The 17,030-nt window shown below is 52.3% G+C and carries 17 protein-coding genes; 14 read left to right on the forward strand and 3 right to left on the reverse strand.

The window, feature by feature from the left end:
• From L692_RS0121690 to L692_RS0121710, 5 genes are all read left to right on the forward strand, one after another.
• Positions 1-531, forward strand: a 531-nt coding sequence (locus tag L692_RS0121690; RefSeq protein WP_025702103.1) for a methionine ABC transporter ATP-binding protein, incomplete at its 5' end; no start/stop codon positions are given.
• Positions 528-1,196, forward strand: a complete 669-nt coding sequence (locus tag L692_RS0121695) for a methionine ABC transporter permease (RefSeq protein ID WP_025702104.1) — start codon at positions 528-530, stop codon at positions 1,194-1,196. The genes L692_RS0121690 and L692_RS0121695, both read left to right, overlap by 4 nt.
• Before the next feature lie 111 nt (positions 1,197-1,307).
• Complete coding sequence (locus L692_RS0121700) at positions 1,308-2,162, forward strand: MetQ/NlpA family ABC transporter substrate-binding protein (RefSeq protein WP_025702105.1); 855 nt, start codon at positions 1,308-1,310, stop codon at positions 2,160-2,162.
• A 353-nt stretch (positions 2,163-2,515) separates the two neighbouring features.
• Complete coding sequence (locus tag L692_RS0121705) at positions 2,516-4,045, forward strand: glycoside hydrolase family 32 protein (RefSeq protein WP_025702106.1); 1,530 nt, start codon at positions 2,516-2,518, stop codon at positions 4,043-4,045.
• 160 nt (positions 4,046-4,205) lie between these two features.
• Positions 4,206-5,066, forward strand: a complete 861-nt coding sequence (locus tag L692_RS0121710) for a transglutaminase family protein (protein ID WP_025702107.1) — start codon at positions 4,206-4,208, stop codon at positions 5,064-5,066.
• 142 nt (positions 5,067-5,208) lie between these two features.
• Here the strand turns inward: L692_RS0121710 and L692_RS0121715 are convergent, their stop codons facing one another.
• Positions 5,209-5,709, reverse strand: a complete 501-nt coding sequence (locus L692_RS0121715) for a GNAT family N-acetyltransferase (RefSeq protein WP_025702108.1) — start codon at positions 5,707-5,709, stop codon at positions 5,209-5,211.
• Between the two features lie 204 nt (positions 5,710-5,913).
• Between L692_RS0121715 and L692_RS0121720 the strand changes: the two genes are divergently transcribed.
• The 7 genes from L692_RS0121720 to L692_RS0121750 all read left to right on the forward strand — a co-directional run bounded on the left by L692_RS0121720 (position 5,914) and on the right by L692_RS0121750 (position 13,729).
• Entirely contained in the window at positions 5,914-6,972 is a 1,059-nt protein-coding gene (locus L692_RS0121720) for a LacI family DNA-binding transcriptional regulator (RefSeq protein WP_025702109.1), read from the forward strand.
• Positions 6,973-7,205: 233 nt separating this feature from the next.
• On the forward strand, positions 7,206-7,970 hold the full coding sequence (locus L692_RS0121725; RefSeq protein WP_025702110.1) for a hypothetical protein: 765 nt from the start codon (positions 7,206-7,208) through the stop codon (positions 7,968-7,970).
• Positions 7,971-7,988: 18 nt separating this feature from the next.
• Positions 7,989-8,942: a sugar kinase gene (locus tag L692_RS0121730; protein WP_025702111.1), complete on the forward strand. Its 954-nt coding sequence runs from the start codon at positions 7,989-7,991 to the stop codon at positions 8,940-8,942.
• 14 nt (positions 8,943-8,956) lie between these two features.
• Positions 8,957-10,231 carry an MFS transporter gene (locus L692_RS0121735; RefSeq protein WP_025702112.1) on the forward strand — a complete coding sequence of 425 codons (1,275 nt, stop codon included), beginning with the start codon at positions 8,957-8,959 and terminating at the stop codon, positions 10,229-10,231.
• A gap of 134 nt (positions 10,232-10,365) precedes the next feature.
• A complete protein-coding gene (gene ilvD, locus L692_RS0121740; RefSeq protein WP_025702113.1) occupies positions 10,366-12,057 on the forward strand; it encodes a dihydroxy-acid dehydratase in 1,692 nt (563 codons plus the stop codon).
• Positions 12,045-13,010 carry a phosphoglycerate dehydrogenase gene (locus L692_RS0121745; RefSeq protein WP_025702114.1) on the forward strand — a complete coding sequence of 322 codons (966 nt, stop codon included), beginning with the start codon at positions 12,045-12,047 and terminating at the stop codon, positions 13,008-13,010. Before ilvD ends, L692_RS0121745 begins: the two co-directional genes overlap by 13 nt.
• Before the next feature lie 53 nt (positions 13,011-13,063).
• On the forward strand, positions 13,064-13,729 hold the full coding sequence (locus L692_RS0121750) for a bifunctional 2-keto-4-hydroxyglutarate aldolase/2-keto-3-deoxy-6-phosphogluconate aldolase (protein WP_025702115.1): 666 nt from the start codon (positions 13,064-13,066) through the stop codon (positions 13,727-13,729).
• 80 nt (positions 13,730-13,809) lie between these two features.
• Here the strand turns inward: L692_RS0121750 and L692_RS0121755 are convergent, their stop codons facing one another.
• Together L692_RS0121755 and L692_RS0121760 are read right to left on the reverse strand one after the other, a co-directional pair.
• A complete protein-coding gene (locus L692_RS0121755; protein WP_025702116.1) occupies positions 13,810-14,601 on the reverse strand; it encodes an ABC transporter permease in 792 nt (263 codons plus the stop codon).
• A 32-nt stretch (positions 14,602-14,633) separates the two neighbouring features.
• Positions 14,634-15,620 carry an ABC transporter substrate-binding protein gene (locus L692_RS0121760; protein WP_025702117.1) on the reverse strand — a complete coding sequence of 329 codons (987 nt, stop codon included), beginning with the start codon at positions 15,618-15,620 and terminating at the stop codon, positions 14,634-14,636.
• Positions 15,621-16,167: 547 nt separating this feature from the next.
• On the opposite strand from L692_RS0121760, the gene L692_RS0121765 reads away from it, so the two are divergent.
• Both L692_RS0121765 and L692_RS0121770 read left to right on the forward strand, forming a co-directional pair.
• The gene (locus tag L692_RS0121765) at positions 16,168-16,827 is read left to right on the forward strand and encodes a TVP38/TMEM64 family protein (protein WP_025702118.1); all 660 of its coding nucleotides are present in this window, start codon (positions 16,168-16,170) and stop codon (positions 16,825-16,827) included.
• Positions 16,824-17,030: aldo/keto reductase (locus L692_RS0121770; protein WP_025702119.1), on the forward strand; the 207-nt coding region annotated here is incomplete at its 3' end. The genes L692_RS0121765 and L692_RS0121770, both read left to right, overlap by 4 nt.

The raw sequence follows: 17,030 nt of genomic DNA on the forward strand, positions 1-17,030 counted from the left end.
TTTCAACAGTTCAATCTGTTCGATTCCAAGACGGTCTTCGGAAACGTCGCATTTCCGCTGCGGGCGGCGGGCTACAAGAAGCCCGAGATCGAGCGGCGTGTAGGGGAGATTCTTGAGCTGGTCGAGCTTGACGGCAAGGCGGGCAGTTATCCGTCCGAACTGAGCGGCGGGCAAAAGCAACGGGTAGGCATAGCCAGGGCGCTCGCCGGCGAACCGGATGTGCTGCTGTCGGATGAGGCGACATCGGCGCTTGATCCGCAGACGACCCATTCCATTCTGGAGCTGCTGGGGGATATTAACCGCAGGCTGGGCCTCACCGTTGTGCTGATTACGCATGAGATGGACGTTCTGCGCCATATTTGCAGCCATGCCGCCGTGATTGAGGGAGGCCGCATCGTCGAGAACGCGCCGGTCCGGGAATTGTTTCATAACCCGCAAAGCGATACGGCCAAGCGGTTCGCCGGAATTTACGATTTCTACAACGGCGGACAGCTTGAGGCTTCCAAGGAAAGGGAGGCCGCGCTGCGATGAGAGAAGATGTGGTCGAGCTGCTCTGGGAGGGATTGCGGCAGACGCTGTATATGGTGGCATGGTCGTCGGTCTTTGCACTGCTGCTGGGTACGCTGCTCGGGATTACGCTGGTCGTCACGGACAAGGGAGGGATTCTGGCCGCTCCCGGAGTGAACCGGGTGATCAGCACCGCGATTAACGGCGTCCGCTCGATTCCGTTCATTATTCTGATTGTGCTGCTGCTGCCTTTATCCCGGCTCATTGTCGGTACGACGCTTGGTCCGACGGCGGCGATTGTTTCTTTATCCATCGGCGCCGCTCCGTTTCTGGGGCGAATTATCGAGAATGCTCTGCGCGAAGTGGAGGAGGGCAAGATTGAAGCGGCCAAATCGGTGGGCGCGGGGCCGTTCACTATTATCTTGCAGGTGCTGATCCCCGAAGCCTTGCCCGCGCTGGTCCGGGGAATGACGATTGCGGTAATCTCCATCACCGAGTTCACGGCGGTCGCCGGCGCTATCGGGGCGGGAGGACTGGGCAGCTTGGCTATCCGCTTCGGGTATCAGCGGTTTCGCACCGATATTTTGCTCGGGACGGTTCTTCTGATTATTCTGATCGTCCAGATTCTGCAATGGTCCGGCGATTATATCGCCCGTTCCATTGACCGCAGGCGCTTCAAGAGCGGGTAGATTCCGCTGCTGTGCGGACAGGGAGTGCTTGCTTGGGCGGGCTAGGGCTTTCGAGTAACAACGGTTGTACATTTATTTACATACATTATTTCAGGGAAGAGGGGACTTAAAATGGCGAGAAAAGCAGGCTTGTGGATGGCGGCGGTCATTGTGGCGACGGGAATTCTGGCGGGTTGCGGATCGCAGAGCGGAAACGGGGAAGAGGCGGCTCCCCAGTCAAGCGCAGCCGCGAGCGAAGCGCCGAAGGAAGTGACGCTCAAGGTGGGGGCGTCGGCGGTGCCGCATGCCGAGATTCTGGAATTTATCAAACCGAAGCTGAAGGAAGAAGGCGTCAACCTGGAGGTGGTGACGCTGGATGATGACGGACAATTGAATCCTGCGCTGCAGGAGAAGCAGATTGATGCGAACTACTTCCAGCACGTCCCTTATCTGGATTCGATCAAGGGAGAGAAGGGGTATGATTTCGTAGTTACAGCCAAAGTGCATGTAGAACCGATCGGCTTCTACTCCGAGAAGCTGAAGAGCAAGGAAGACATCCCGCATGAAGCCAAGATCGGCATTCCGAACAATCCTTCCAACGAATACCGGGCGCTTGTGCTGCTCCAGCAGCAGGGACTGATCAAGCTGAAGGACGGCCTGACGACTTATGAAGCGACTCCTAAAGATATCGTGGATAACCCGTATCACCTGGAGTTCGTCGAAGCGGATGCCGCTACGCTGCCGCGTTCGCTGCCCGATCTGGACGGAGCGATCATCAATACCAACCTCGTTCTGGAGGCGAAGATTGATCCCAAGACGGCGCTGTTCCGCGAAGATGCGAACTCTCCTTACGCCAACGTAGTGGTGGTCCGCAAGGGAGACGAGAACCGCGAGGAAATCAAGAAGCTGGATGAAGCGCTGACGAGTCCGGAGGTCAAAAAGTTCATCGAGGACAAATACGGCGTTGCCGTCGTTCCGGCTTTCTAGATAGCCGCCAATGAAACGTAAAACATTCCATTTTTGAATCGCCAAAACACCAAACCGGCCAGTCAAGGGTCCATCCTTGGCAGGCCGGTTTATTTTGTCTGCCGGCATGTTGCTTCAGTCGCAGGCTTCACTTCCTATCCACTCCCCGTTCTATTCCGGCTTTCCCGCGCAATAATCCCAATTTTCGACTAATTCCGGGCATCCAAAAGCCCTCCATTTCAAAAAAAATACGAAAATTTGGTGAAATTTGTCGATCCAGATATTGTTTTAGAGCTGGCGTATTCCGATAAATCAGATAGATGAGGGAAGAGCTGGAGCCAATAACAGTAACAGGAAGGGGATTTCGAGTGAGAATGGGATTTATAAGTAATAAAGCAAGAGGTATACTATGCGCAGCCCTGGCCGGGTTATTGTGTTCTTTTGGTTTTTTTGGATCGAAAGAAGCCTTTGCGTATAGTGAATTAAATCGTCCGGAGTATCACATTACGCCTCAAGCAGAGTGGATGAACGACGTCCAGAGACCTTTATACATCAACGGTCAGCACCATCTGTACTATCTGTATAACAAGGACTATTCATGGGGTGGAAATGGTACAGAGTGGGCTCATGCCGTGTCTACGGATTTAGTTCACTGGGAGAGAAAACCGGTAGCCATAGAAAAATACAAAACTCCGTATGGAGACCCTTGGACGGGGAGTACGGTTATCGATGAAAATAACACAGCGGGGTTTGGCAAGAATGCTGTAATTGCGTTAGTAACGATGCCATATGAAGGACAATCCACTCACCTTTGGTATAGTACAGATGGCGGAAACTCCTTTAAACATTATAATATCGTCCAGCATAACCCGACAGGAAGCGCCGATTTCAGAGATCCCAAAATCATTTGGCATGAACAAACCAAAAAGTGGGTCATGCTATTGGCCGAAAGAGATAAAGTGGGATTTTATACCTCTTCCAACTTGAAGGACTGGGAGTATGCTTCTTCTTTTGTAAGAAAGGATATTGGAATTATTGAATGTCCTGATCTTTTCCAACTGAACGTAGATGGAAATAGCGACGATAAAAAATGGGTCATGATGATCGGGGGGAACGGGTTTAATTATGGTGTAACCACAGGCTCCAGTTACTTTATAGGTGATTTTGATGGAAGGGAGTTTCATGCGGCAAGTAATGTCAAATGGCTGGAACAGGGCGCAGACTCCTATACAGGGGTTACTTGGGATGCTCCGTATACGAACGGGAACTACAGGTACTTTATTTCGTGGATGAATAATTGGAATTACGCATATGAACTCCCGTGGGATACATTTAACGGAAATACGAGTATTGTAAGGGAAATACGGTTAACAACGACAACAGACGGATTAAAGCTGACGCAAAAACCGGTATGGAATCTTCTGAACAATTTTGCTACGGTATTGGATATAACAGGGAAGGATATATACACTGGTCAAGAGAATATTTTTAGAGGTTTTCACGGGCTTTCTTATTCGATTGAGGCCAAGATTGACGTCGCGGATTTAACGGAAGGAAAGTTTGGGTTTTCTGTCCGGGATGGGGATGGGCAGCATGCGGATCTAACCTATGATAAATCAATCCATGAATTTGTGTTTAACAGGGAGAATTCGAGGATAAAGGTTGATGTTGTGGAGTTCAAGAGACCGCAAAGAGTGACCGTACACCCGAAAGAGGGAAAAATCAAGGTGGAAATATTAGTGGACAGGAATGCCGTTGAAGTGTTTATCAATGACGGGGAATACGTGCTGAGTAATTTAATTTTAAATGATTTGTCTTCAGATGGATTGAGACTATGGACAGATGGACATGCGCATTTTGAGTATCTGAAACTAAAGAGTTCTGACAAATATACGATCAACTAAATAAAAAAATGTCTTTCGGCTGCGTATTCGTTCATGGCTATTTCCTCCAATTTGGGGGAAGATATTGGCGTACCGTTTATGCGAATTTATGCGGGTGTTGGCATTCCGCGCAGCTGTGGGTAATGAACAACAGAACGCCCAAAAGGAGCCTTAAGGACCCATGAATTATGAAATCGTGCATACCAATACGTTCACATACGAAACGAAGGTGGATCAGAGCCTGAATACCATCCGGCTTAAACCCTTGACGGACGAGGTGCAGCGGCTGCTTATCTATCGGGCGGAGATCACGCCGGCTTCCCTGACCAAAGAATATACCGATTTGTGGGGCAATCAGGTGGAGACCTTTTTTATTCCCGAGAAGCACAATTTGCTGGAAGTGAAGACCACATCGGTCGTGAGCATTCAGCGAGGTTCCTTTATCCAAGAGATCCAGTATTCGAAGCGGATGCAGGATATTTTTCATTCCCGGCAGTTCCGCGAGCATTATTTGTCCTATCTGAACGAAACCGACTATACTTTGCTGAATCCGGAGCAGCTGGCGGAAGTAAGGCGCGGCCTGGGCGAGATGGACAATCCCGTACAGTATGCTTTGCGGGTGATGAATTATGTATACGAAACGTTCATCTATTGCGGGGAGGCGACAAGCGTGGATACGCTGGCCCGGCAGGCTTTTGAGCTGAAAAAAGGGGTCTGTCAGGATCTGGCTCATGTCATGATCGGCATCCTCCGCGCGGGCCGCATTCCGGCCCGGTATGTCAGCGGGTATTTGTACGTCGGCGAAGATTCCGCCCTTAAGGGCGATGCCGCCACTCACGCCTGGGTGGAGGTTATGGTGCCGGGCATCGGCTGGGTCGGCCTTGACCCGACCAACAATGTGGAAGCGCTGGACAACCACATCCGTGTCGGGACCGGACGCGACTATGCCGACGTCAGCCCGCTTCAGGGCGTGTACCGCGGAGGCGGCAGCACGCTTGAAGTCGGCGTATCCGTGACGCTGCTGGACGATCCGGGGGACTGAGGGCCGGAGCAGCACTCTATTGGACAGAAGCCATACCCGGCGCGACTGGCAAGCTGCCGCACCGGGTATGGTGCCGGTCATACCAGGAGCGATAAGGGGCGGCGAATGCTGCAAGCTGCGCTGGCTGATCGCGTTAACGTCCCTAGCGCCCCGCCTCGTATTCCGTCCGCAGAATGGACATGATCTGCAGCGACTCGAACCTGTCGCCGGTCTTCACGCATTCGCGCAAGATCCCTTCCGGAGTGAAGCTGGCTCCCTCGTAAATATGTTGCGCTCTGGCGTTATGCGTCCTGACGTCCAGCCACAGGCGATGTACGGATGTATTGCGAAACAGCCATTCCTTAAGCAGCCGGAGCGTCTCTTTGCCATATCCGCCCCCCTTGTTCACCACGACTATGCGCTTGATGCAGATCGACAGATTAGGGTCGGTCAGACCCGTTACGATCACGTATCCCGCGCGCGCCCCCGGCGTCTCCTCGATAATGATATGAAGAACATCGGGGTCGCTCAGCGCTGCCCGGTGTTCTTCCAGCTTCCATTGGCCTATATAAAGGCTGCTGTGCAGATCCCGCTCTGCTCCAATAACGAATGCCAAGTCGCTTTCTTCCGTCCTCCGCAGACGTATTTTGCCTGATTCGATCAAATTTTGTCCTCTCTTTCTATAAATTTTCATAATTATATTATAAAGAAGAAGCTTTGTCCCCTGACATCTGTTAGAATACGGGAGTATACTTTTTTCTGTAAAATATTCATTATGTTTACACAGTCCGGTCAAGGCTTTGGTCGGGAGCTGCCTGACGTGATATAATTAAGAATCCCAAAACTTATTTAAGAATGAGGAAAATACATGGATTCCATAAACCAACCTTCCAAGCCTCCGCAAAAAGCGACAATTGCCGATGTGGCCAAGGCGGCGGGGGTTTCCAAAACGACGATATCCCGCTATTTGAGTGGAGATTATAAATCAATATCCGCAGCCACCCTGCAAAGAATCAAGCAAAGTGTGACGGAGCTCCGCTACCGGCCAAGCCGTCTGGCCAGGGGTCTGCGGCAGGACCGCAGCTATTCCATCGGCATGATTTTTGCCGACATCTCAAACCCCTTCTCCACCTCCGTTCTTAAGGGGGCCGAGGACTTGTGCACGAAACAGGGGTACAGCATGATTGTGTGCAATACGGATAACGATCCCGAGAAGGAAAAGAATTATATCGCGATGATGCATGCCCAGCGCGTTGACGGGCTGATCATCCACCCGACCGGACAGAACCTGGAGAATCTGCGGGAACTCTCGGAAGACCAAATTCCTATCGTATTGATCGACCGCAGCATCCCGGGACTTAAAGTCGATACGGTCGGAACCGATAACGACAAGGCCATGACCGAAGCGACGGGGTATTTTCTTGACCAGGGATTCGAGCGGATCGGATTCTTCTCGCAGCCTATTCAGCATGTGAGCTCCCGGATTGAGCGGGCCCGAACCTTTGTCCAGATTCTGACTGCGGTCGGACATCCAAGCGTCGACGATATTTACGAATATGAGCCCCGGATTCAGGGGCAGTTCGACGAACAACTGGACCGGTTTATCGCCGAGACGCAGGGTCAATACCGCATGATTTTTGCGGTCAACGTAGTGACCCAGCTGAAATTGATCAACGCTCTGCAGAGGCGGGGGCTCCGTATCCCCGAAGATGTCGGCTTTGCCGGTGTTGACGATTCGGAGTGGGCGCCTGTGGTCGGTTCCGGACTCACAACCATTGCGCAGCCGACCTATGAAATCGGCAATAAGGCGATGGAGCTTATTCTGGAGCGCATTGCCGGCGATAATGGGCCGCAGCGTCATTATGCCTTGTCTGCGAAATTGATCACAAGAGGCTCAACTCCTTCGCGAAATGCTAAAATCCTGTGAACTGTATTGACTGGGGAGCCCCCCCTCATGTATCTTTATGCCAATGGAACCGATACCGATAACCGATTCCATTCCTAATCGATTAGCGTGGGTTGTGAAAAGTGTCACTTAGGGTCGCTGTTAACTAAAAGCGGCTCATCTTTAGAGGCTTGATGGAACCGATACCGTTTATCGGTACCATTGACTCATCTAAGGGTTTGAAGGGCTATTTTTTGACTAAAGGAGAATTTGGGATGACTCAGGTATTTACAACGACGGCTTCCCTCGGGCCACTGGCCGCTGACGGGGGACAGGAACAATGTGTCCCGGTAGCCATAGCCGCAGGATGCGCCGGTATTGAAATTCGCAGAGAGCTGTTTCGGGAGGAACCTCCCCGCCTTGACGATCTGAAAGACTTGATCAGGAAGGGCCAGCTTGTAAGCGTTTATTCGGCACCTATTGAGCTGTGGAAAGCGGATGGTTCGCTGAATGTGGAGAAGCTGGATGTTGTTATACCGGAGGCGCTGTCAGTCGGAGCGGTATGGCTCAAGACTTCGCTTGGGCATTACAAATCCGGGGTATCGGATCTCGAAGGGCTTAAGAAATATTGGAAGAGCCTTGTATCCGACTCGGACGCTTTGGAATTGACGGTTGAGAATGACCAAACACTTCATGGCGGTAATGTAGTGAAGCTCCGGAAATTTTTTGAGGATTGCCAGGAAGCGGGGCTTTTTATCCAGATGACCTTTGATATCGGCAACTGGGACTTTACCGAGGAAGAAGCCATGAAAGCGGCGGCGGAACTAAACAAATATGTCGGCTATATTCATTTAAAACATGTAGAGAAAATCGATGGGAAACTGGTAACTCTGGGACTTCCGGAAGAAAAAGATAGCCAATGGCGTAACATTCTGGATCTGCTCCCGCGCGATGTGCCGCGTACGATTGAGTTTCCGGTTGAAGGTGAAGATGTTGAAGGGGTTCTGCGGCAGTATGTATCAATGATATCGGAAGCATAAGTTTTAGGAGGAATGGTTATGAAAGCATGCGATGTTGTAACATTCGGAGAAGCCATGGCTATGTTCATCGCCGATCGTCCTGGCGAGCTGCATCAAATCGAACGATTCACTAAGGCTCTTGCCGGAGCGGAAACAAATGTCTCCACAGGTCTGGCACGGCTCGGCTTTGGCATGCGGTGGATCAGCAAGGTCGGAAACGACGCGTTCGGAAAGTTCATTATTGAAGCTCTTCGCAAAGAGAATGTCGATGTGGATGCCGTATTTACGGATGAACGCTATCCGACCGGATTTCAAATGAAATCCAAGGTCCTGGACGGAGATCCTCAGGTACAGTATTTCCGCAAAGGCTCCGCTGCGAGCACAATCTGCCCGGCCGATGTCGATATGAATTACTTTACCACTGCAAAGCATCTCCATCTTACAGGAATTCCTGCGGCAATCTCGGAATCGGCCCGCGAGCTGTCTTTTGAAGCGATTAAAGCCATGAGAGCCGCCGGACGGAGTATTTCCTTCGATGTGAATCTGCGGCCGAAGCTGTGGAGCAGCGAGGCTGAAATGATCGAGAACGTCAATGCGCTGGCTGTTCAGGCGGATTGGGTGCTTCCAGGCGTGGGTGAAGGCAAGCTGCTCACCGGCTATTCCGATCACAGAGATATTGCGGCTTATTATCTTGACCGCGGAGTGAAGCTGGTGGCTGTGAAGCTTGGACCGGAAGGCGCGTACTACCGCACTCAGACCGAAGAGGGCGTTGTCGAAGGCTTCAAAGTGAAGGCGGTCGATACGGTTGGAGCCGGTGACGGCTTTGCGGTCGGCGTAATCAGCGGCTTGCTGGACGGCCTTGCGGTTAAAGAAGCGGTTCGTCGCGGAAACGCGATCGGAGCCCTTGCCGTAACGGCAGAGGGTGATGCGGAAGGACTGCCTACACGTGAGCAGCTGGAAGCCTTTATGAATGCATCTGTTATAACTCAATAAGGAGAGAAACGATAATGGAAAACAAAAAGCTAGCGCCCAGCCGGTGGCTAAAACTGATTCCTGTTATATTTTTTACGTATAGCTTGGCCTACCTGGACCGCGCGAACTACAGCTTCGGTTCGGCATCCGGTATGGCGGATGACCTGAAGATTACCCCGTCGGCTTCCTCGCTGCTGGGCGCGCTGTTCTTCCTTGGATACTTCTTCTTTCAGATTCCCGGCGCGACTTACGCCGCGAAGAGAAGTGCCAAGAAGCTCGTATTCTTCTGTCTGATCCTGTGGGGCTCCTGTGCTGCCGCAACCGGTCTCGTAAATGATATCAGAGTTCTCTACGTCATCCGGTTCACACTTGGGGTGGTAGAAAGCGCTGTAATGCCGGCGATGCTGGTGTTTCTTAGCAACTGGTTCACCAAAAGCGAACGCTCCCGTGCGAATACGTTCCTGATTCTCGGAAATCCCGTTACGGTTCTCTGGATGTCCGTTGTGTCCGGATATCTGGTCCATGGCCTCGGCTGGCGTCATATGTTCATCGTTGAAGGCTTGCCTTCCGTAATTTGGGCATTCTTCTGGTGGAGGCTGGTCAAGGATAAACCTAGCGAAGCCAAGTGGCTGTCCGATACCGAAAAGAAAGATCTTGAGCAAGCGCTTCTTGAAGAGCAGAAGGGTATGAAAGAAGTCAAGAACTACCGCGAAGCATTCAAGAACCCGAAGGTTATTATGCTGTCCATTCAATATTTCTTCTGGAGTATCGGTGTCTACGGTTTTGTTATGTGGCTTCCTTCTATTATTAAAGAGTCGTCCGGTATGGGCATTGTCAATGCCGGCTGGTTGTCCGCGGTTCCATATCTGGCAGCGATCATCGGTATGCTCAGCGCATCTTATTACGCTGACCGCACCATGAACCGCAAAGGTGCAGTTTGGGTCTGTCTGCTTATTGGCGCGATCGCCTTCTATGGTTCCTATTTGATCGGGACCTCGAACTTCTGGCTCTCCTACTCGTTGCTGGTTATCGCCGGCGGTGCGATGTACGCGCCTTATGGACCGTTCTTCGCAATCATTCCGGAAATTCTGCCAAAGAACGTTTCGGGCGGCGCGATGGCGCTGATCAACAGCCTTGGCGCACTTGGCTCTTTCGTCGGCTCTTACATTGTAGGTTACCTGAACGGCTCTACCGGTTCGCCTGACGCTTCCTTTATATTCATGGCGCTGGCGCTTGTCGTATCCGTTGTAATGACCATTGTAGTAAAGACTCCGAAGGGCAGTGTCCCTGACGAGAAGATGGCAGCGTAATTTCATCCTGGAAGATACGGCGCGCCTGCCAATTTTGGCACAGCGTCGTTTCTTCCCTTTATGTATTATAATAATGTAAAATTGACACATTCGTTCAGACAAAATCGAGCAGTAAAATTTGGAGGGATTTATTTATGAGTAACCGAATTTCTACAATTTCGCCGTTTACCAGAGCGATCCTGAAGGCCCACTTGTGTTCTTGCGGAGTAGACTACTCCAAAATGGATAAGCCTGTAATCGCCGTTGCGAACTCCTGGAACGAAATCGTGCCGGGACATGTGCATTTGCGCCAACTGGCTGACCGTGTGAAGGAAGGCATTGAGGCCGCCGGAGGCCTGGCGCTCGAATTCAACACCATCGCCGTCTGTGACGGAATCGCCCAAGGGCATGAAGGCATGAAATATTCTCTGCCGAGCCGTGAAATCGTGGCCGACAGCGTGGAAACGATGGTTAAAGCGCACGGTATTTTTGACGGCATGGTCGTCCTGAGCTCTTGCGATAAAATCGTTCCGGGTATGCTGATGGCGTCCGCGCGCCTGAATCTGCCGGGTCTGGTCGTGTTGGGCGGAGTTATGCCGAACCACATCAAGCCGAAGGAATCCAAAGCGGCAAGACGCGCATTCCTCGACGGAAAGCTGGATGAAAAAGGTCTGGTTGAAGTAACTAACCAATACTACCCGGGTCCTGGCGCTTGCCCGTTTCTTGGAACAGCCAACACGATGCAGGGCTTGTCCGAAGCGCTTGGCATGGCTCTGCCGAATTCGTCCTGGATGCAGGCCTTGTCGGACGAGCAGCTGGATGCAGCGGAAGCCGCTGGCCGTCAGGCTGTTGAACTGGTGAAGAAGGGCATTACGCCGAGCCAAATCATGACCCGCGAAGCGTTCGAGAACGCCATTTCCGTGCTGCTGGCCATGGGCGGCTCGCTGAATGCGTGCCTGCATCTGCCGGCGATTGCGCATGAACTTGGCATCGATCTGCCAATGACCCTGTTCGACGACATCAGCCGCCGCGTACCGTTCCTGGCGGGTGTAACGCCAAATAATCAGGAATATACCACGAACGACCTGCAACGCGCCGGCGGTATGAAAGCTTTAATGAAGGAACTCGGCGGACTGCTGCATACCGGAGCATTGACCGTAACGGGCGATACTGTGGAGAACAACATTGCGGACGCTTCTGTACTCGACCGCGATGTAATCCGCACGCTGGAACAACCGCTCGACAAGGAAGGCGGCGTAGCCGTACTGGTAGGCAACCTGGCGGTAGACGGCGCGCTGATCAAGCAGTCGGCGGTAGCCCCCGAGCTGAGAAGCTTCACAGGACCTGCGAAGGTGTTCAACTCCGAAGAAGCTTTCTCGGAAGCTTATGAAGCGGGCCTGATCGAAGAAGGCGACGCTGTCGTCATCCGTTACGAAGGACCGAAAGGCGGACCAGGCATGCGCGAGCTGCACCGTTGTACGGAAATCCTCGGCAAGTTCAAGCGCGCCGCGCTGGTAACGGACGGCCGGTTCTCGGGCGCGACTTCGGGTCTGTCGATCGGATATGCGAGCCCTGAGGCCGCCGAAGGCGGAACGATTGCGCTGGTGCAGGACGGCGATGTGATCGAGATCGATATCGCAACCCGCAAGCTGCAATTGCATGTATCCGATGAAGAGCTGGCGAAGCGCGCGGAGCGTCTGGAAGAGTTCAAGATTGAGGCCAGCAAAATGCTGCGTCTGTACGCGCAACATGCTTCCTCGGCGTCCAAAGGCGGCGTGCGCGTCGTATCCGAAGGCACGAGCGAAGCTCCAGCTGCGAAAGAGGAGGTAACCGCATGCCAAAAGTAGTTGCACTGCCGCGTTCTTTCTCCCGTTCGGAGGAAGCGAAGGAAATGCTGCTTCAGGCGGGATTCGAGGTCATCTGGAATACGGAAGGCCGTCCGCTGAACGAAGCGGAGCTTATCGAAGTAATCAAAGGCGCGGACGCGCTGATTACAGGGATCGACGAAGTTACCGCGAAGGTGCTGGAAGCGGGCGCTCCAACCTTGAAGGTTGTTGCAAAATACGGCGTCGGCTACGATAATATTGACGTGGAAGCTGCGAGCCGTCTGGGTATTCCGGTGACTATTACGCCGGGCGCTCCAACCCGTTCGGTAGCGGAACTGGCGCTCACCCTGATGCTGAGCGTCGCCCGCCATATTCCGCAAATGAATGCGGGCGTAAGAGACGGAGGCTGGGGCCGCACTACCGGTACGGAGCTGGGAGACAAAGTGCTGGGCGTTGTCGGTCTCGGCGCGATCGGAGCCGAAGTCGTGAAGCGTGCCGTTGCATTTGATATGAAGGTCATTGCGTATGACGCCTTTGTCCGTCAAGACATGATCGACAAATACGGTGTGCAGTACGTTACCCTTCAAGAGCTGTACGCGCAGTCCGATTTCATCACGCTGCATGCTCCGGCGATTCCTGAAACGGTCGGCATGATCAACAAGGAGTCGCTGGCTCAAATGAAGAAGAATGCGATCCTGATCAATACGGCGCGGGGCGACCTGGTCGTTGAACAGGATTTGTTCGAGGCTTTGTCCTCGGGACAAATCGCGGGCGCGGGTCTGGATACTTTCGTTCAGGAGCCGCCGGCGACGCTGGATATCGTCGGGCTGCCTAATGTTGTAACCTCCCCGCATGTCGGCTCCAACACGGTAGAGGCCGGTTACCGCATGGCCAAGATGGCTGCGGAAGAGGCCATCCGGGCGGTGAATGGAGAAGCGCCCAAATTCCCGGTCAAAGCCCCGGTTAGCAAGTAGTCCAAGCCAGTAAATCGATCTATTACTTGATCTTAAGCAAAGGGGAACTGGAAATGAAAAAGCTGCGCATTATTAATCAGATTCATGAGGGAGGGGTTGTCGCGGTGCTCCGCGGGAACTCCCCCGAAGAAGTTGTGGAAATGGCCAAGCAATCGATTGCCGGAGGCATCAAGATTATCGAAGTTACGCTTACTGTGCCGTTTGCCTTGAGAGCCATCGAGAAGCTGGCCGCCGAATTCTCTTCGAGCGCGCCTGCCGACTCCGATAAATATGCCGTTATCGGCGCGGGAACCGTTCTTGATCCTGAGACTGCGCGCGCCGCTATCCTGAGCGGCTCTGAATTTGTGGTTGGACCTTCTCTCAATCCGGATACGGTCAAGCTGTGCAATCGGTACCGTGTGCCGATCATGCCGGGTGTTATGACGGCGAAGGAAATTCAGGAAGCACTCGACCTGGGCGTTGATGTTGTGAAGCTGTTCCCTGGAAATCTGTACTCCCCGGGGATGATCAAGGCATTTAAAGGTCCTCTGCCGCAGGCGAACGTGATGCCGACCGGCGGCGTCAACCTGGAGAACCTCAAGGATTGGATCAAAGCCGGAGCATTTGCTGTCGGCATCGGCTCCGACCTGACTACAGATGCCCTGCGCGAGAAGGATTACAGTCTTGTGGCCAAGAAATCGGCTGAGTACATTGAAGCGTTCAAGGCAGCGATTAACTAAGACTGCTGTTCATTAAAAAGGTTGGTCCATCGTCATGTGAACTGACGGTGGGCCAACCTTTTGTCCATCCTTGCCGCTTCTCAAGAGGTCCTGCCGGTATCGGGAAGCTCCTCGCGGTATTTGAACGTTCTTTTTTCCACGGCGGCCAATGAATAATTGATAGAAAGACCAAGCAGAGCGAGTACAATCACGATAGCGAAGGTTTCCGGAGGCTTTACATTGGCCTGAAAGAAATAGAGCGCGTATCCGAGCCCCGTATTGGCTCCGAGCATTTCGGCAGCGATCAGCACCAGCACTGATGTGGTGGCGCTTAGCCTGATCCCTGTAAAAATGGACGGCAGCGCTCCCGGAAGAATAACCCTCGTAAACAGTGAGAATTTGGAAATCCCCATCGAGCGAGCCGCTTTTATCAAATTGAGGTCAGCCGATTTCACTCCCGCAATGGTGTTAAGCAGCACTGCCCATAGAACCGCCCAGAAGATGACGGCCACTCTGGAAGTCTCGCCGATGCCGAAAAACAGAATGAATACCGGCAGCAGCGCCAACACGGAAAGATTGCGGAAGGTCTGGAGCAGCGGGTCGATGAACCGTTCCAGCCCTCTGTACCAGCCTATGAGCAGCCCAAGCGGAATAGAGAAGGCCAGCCCCAGAATAAATCCGGTCAGCGACCGGCGCAGACTGATCAGCAGGTTCTCCACAAGCTCGCCGGATTCGATAAGATGCCATAGCGCGACGACGACCTTGGAGAACGGGGGGAAGAATACGGTGTTAATCAGCTGCAGCCGCGCGATAAGCTCCCAAAGCGCCAAAAACACAATGATCGACAGCAATTTATATACTGTATTCCAGATGGATCTTAATATTTTAACCACTGTAAAATCACCACCAATGTTTAATAGAGGGACTACTGGGGCGCATACTCATTGGTAAAAATGTCGGTAGGCTGAATTTCGCCCTTCTTCCATAAGCCGATTTGTTCGGAAATATCGAACCATTGTTTGATATAGTCCTGATTAATATCTTTGTCTTCATCGTACCAGAACACACTTAAGTTCTCCGGCTCCAGCTTCAACTGCTTGGCGACAATCCGCTTCGCTTCTTCCTGGTGAGAATTGATCCATGGCCGCACTTTGGCGAGCGCTCTTGTAAAGCCTTTTACTACATCAGGATGCTGCTTAATGAAATCTTCGCTGAACCCGCGAACGGAAAGTCCGGCTCCGGGGGATTGCAAAATATCCCAGCTTGTCGCGATTTGCCGGATTCCTTTTTGCTTGAGCGCTATGCCGGCAAAAGGAGGATGCGAAGTGGTTACATCAACCAGCCCTTGCTCCAGGGATTGCTCCTGCTGTCCGGGCGCCGGCAGGGTTGTCCAGTCTACATCCTCCGGCAGATTTTGCCGGCTCAAATAGTACTTCAAGTAACCGTCTGTGCAGGCCGCTACGTTCGAAATGGATACTTTCTTTCCAACAATGTCGTTCAGCGAGTGGATCGGGCTGCTGTCCTGAACCAGATATCTGACGTGGGGGAAATCCTTGTTATCCACCATTCCCGGAGCGACAGCCAGCATCTTGAGTCCGGCCAGACGGGCCTGGGCTACATTGGGCGGATGTCCGCTGATAAAGGCGTCATTTACACCCTGGGCGATCAGCTGAAATTCCGTTACGCCTTTACCAAGAACCCCTGTATATTCAATCTTGATGCCTTCTTCCTTGAAATAACCGAGGTCATCGGCGATCGTGATTTCATTGAATCCGGTCTGGGTCGCCACCCGAATCGGAAAGAGGCCGTCGCTATCCGCTTTGGCGCTCCCGCCAGAATTGTCATTCCCGCAGCCTGCGGCAACAATAAGAAGAACAGCAATGAGCCATACAAAAGCAAAACGTTTTTTCACTTGATTAACCCCCATACTCATCGTTATTGATATTCCGAAATGACCCATGAATAAAACATATTCCACCAGCGTCAATGCGCCCTCACAGCCGGCCCTCTCAAATCCTCTTTACATCAATCAACCCCTATTAATTCTTTTTATTCAATTATTTTACAGTAAAAAGGCTGCAAAATATTGATTGCTCCAAGCATGCAGAAAACAAAGGCTCTTGTCCGGCGCAAACGATAAAAGGCCAAACTCAAATCACCTTTATAAAAAGGGGATCAAGCTCAGCCTCTAGTGAACCAGTCGGTTGCTAACTATGAAATTATTAATCCAAGTTATCTGATGAAGATTAATGGGATACCTTTTTATAATATAATTCAAGTTTGGTTGTCAACCTTATTTTGCACAATATTGAAAAAACGAGACAGAAAAGAGAATGCTGTCGATGGCCTGAGAGCGAATTTGCAATCCGGACAGGAGATTTCGTAAGAAAGGGCATCCGCTGCGGCAATCATGTATAATGGGTGGAAATAAAGCAACGACAAGGAGTGCCAAGATTGTGATGCACGCACTGGATGCCATCTCCTGGATCGACGAGGACTATCTGCGGAATATGCTGGAGCGTTACCGGTCGCTGGGTCCATTCCCGGGGGTTGCGCTGACATTTATGAAATCTTTTGTTCCGCCGCTGCCAACCCTGCTTATCGTCGGCCTGAATGCGGCGGTATACGGGCTGTGGCTCGGTTTTTTGTACTCCTGGGCCGGTCTTGTGGCCGGCTGTCTGGCGACCTTTCTGATTATCCGCACCATCGCCTCCCGGGGCTTCTTGCGCAAATGGGCGGAGCGGCCGAAGGTAGCCAGAGCAATGGAGTGGGTGCGGCGGAGCGGTTTCAGCTATGTGTTCCTGCTGAGCCTGTTCCCCGTCGGCCCGTTCGTTATCATCAACCTGGCCGCCGGGCTTGCGGGTATGCGGCTCCGTTCCTATCTGCTGGCCCTGGCCGCAGGTAAGGCGGTGATGGTGTTCGCAGTCTCGTATATTGGCAATGATGCCGGGCGGTTTATCCGAAATCCCGAAGAAATTATCTTTGTAGCTCTGTTCGTTCTGCTGTCGCTGTGGGGTGTCAGGTCTATCGAGGGTTATTTTTCAAAGCTTGCGCGCAGCGGAGGCGGCGGACATCTTGGTTCAAATACATCTTCAGGAAAAGAGGAATGCGACGTATGAAATACCGCACGCTTGGAAGCACAGGTCTTGACGTATCGGTTATCGGAGTGGGAACGTGGCAGTTCGGAGGGGAATGGGGGAAGGATTTTGCCCAGGATGAAGTGGATGAAATGCTGGACAAGGCCGGGGAGCTCGGCATTAATCTGATTGATACGGCCGAATGCTACGGGGATCATCTCTCGGAGGAATTTATCGGCAGGTAC

Source organism: Paenibacillus forsythiae T98 (genome assembly GCF_000520735.1).
Lineage (GTDB): Bacteria > Bacillota > Bacilli > Paenibacillales > Paenibacillaceae > Paenibacillus_AQ > Paenibacillus_AQ forsythiae.

Bases quoted from the DNA above. Each gene is read 5' to 3' on its own strand.
- L692_RS0121745 (WP_025702114.1), top strand. From the start codon at position 12,045: ATGCCAAAAGTAGTTGCACTGCCGCGTTCTTTCTCCCGTTCGGAGGAA.
- L692_RS0121765 (WP_025702118.1), top strand. From the start codon at position 16,168: ATGCACGCACTGGATGCCATCTCCTGGATCGACGAGGACTATCTGCGG.
- L692_RS0121700 (WP_025702105.1), top strand. From the start codon at position 1,308: ATGGCGAGAAAAGCAGGCTTGTGGATGGCGGCGGTCATTGTGGCGACG.
- L692_RS0121725 (WP_025702110.1), top strand. From the start codon at position 7,206: ATGACTCAGGTATTTACAACGACGGCTTCCCTCGGGCCACTGGCCGCT.
- L692_RS0121710 (WP_025702107.1), top strand. From the start codon at position 4,206: ATGAATTATGAAATCGTGCATACCAATACGTTCACATACGAAACGAAG.
- L692_RS0121750 (WP_025702115.1), top strand. From the start codon at position 13,064: ATGAAAAAGCTGCGCATTATTAATCAGATTCATGAGGGAGGGGTTGTC.
- ilvD (WP_025702113.1), top strand. From the start codon at position 10,366: ATGAGTAACCGAATTTCTACAATTTCGCCGTTTACCAGAGCGATCCTG.
- L692_RS0121735 (WP_025702112.1), top strand. From the start codon at position 8,957: ATGGAAAACAAAAAGCTAGCGCCCAGCCGGTGGCTAAAACTGATTCCT.
- L692_RS0121720 (WP_025702109.1), top strand. From the start codon at position 5,914: ATGGATTCCATAAACCAACCTTCCAAGCCTCCGCAAAAAGCGACAATT.
- L692_RS0121730 (WP_025702111.1), top strand. From the start codon at position 7,989: ATGAAAGCATGCGATGTTGTAACATTCGGAGAAGCCATGGCTATGTTC.
- L692_RS0121705 (WP_025702106.1), top strand. From the start codon at position 2,516: ATGGGATTTATAAGTAATAAAGCAAGAGGTATACTATGCGCAGCCCTG.
- L692_RS0121695 (WP_025702104.1), top strand. From the start codon at position 528: ATGAGAGAAGATGTGGTCGAGCTGCTCTGGGAGGGATTGCGGCAGACG.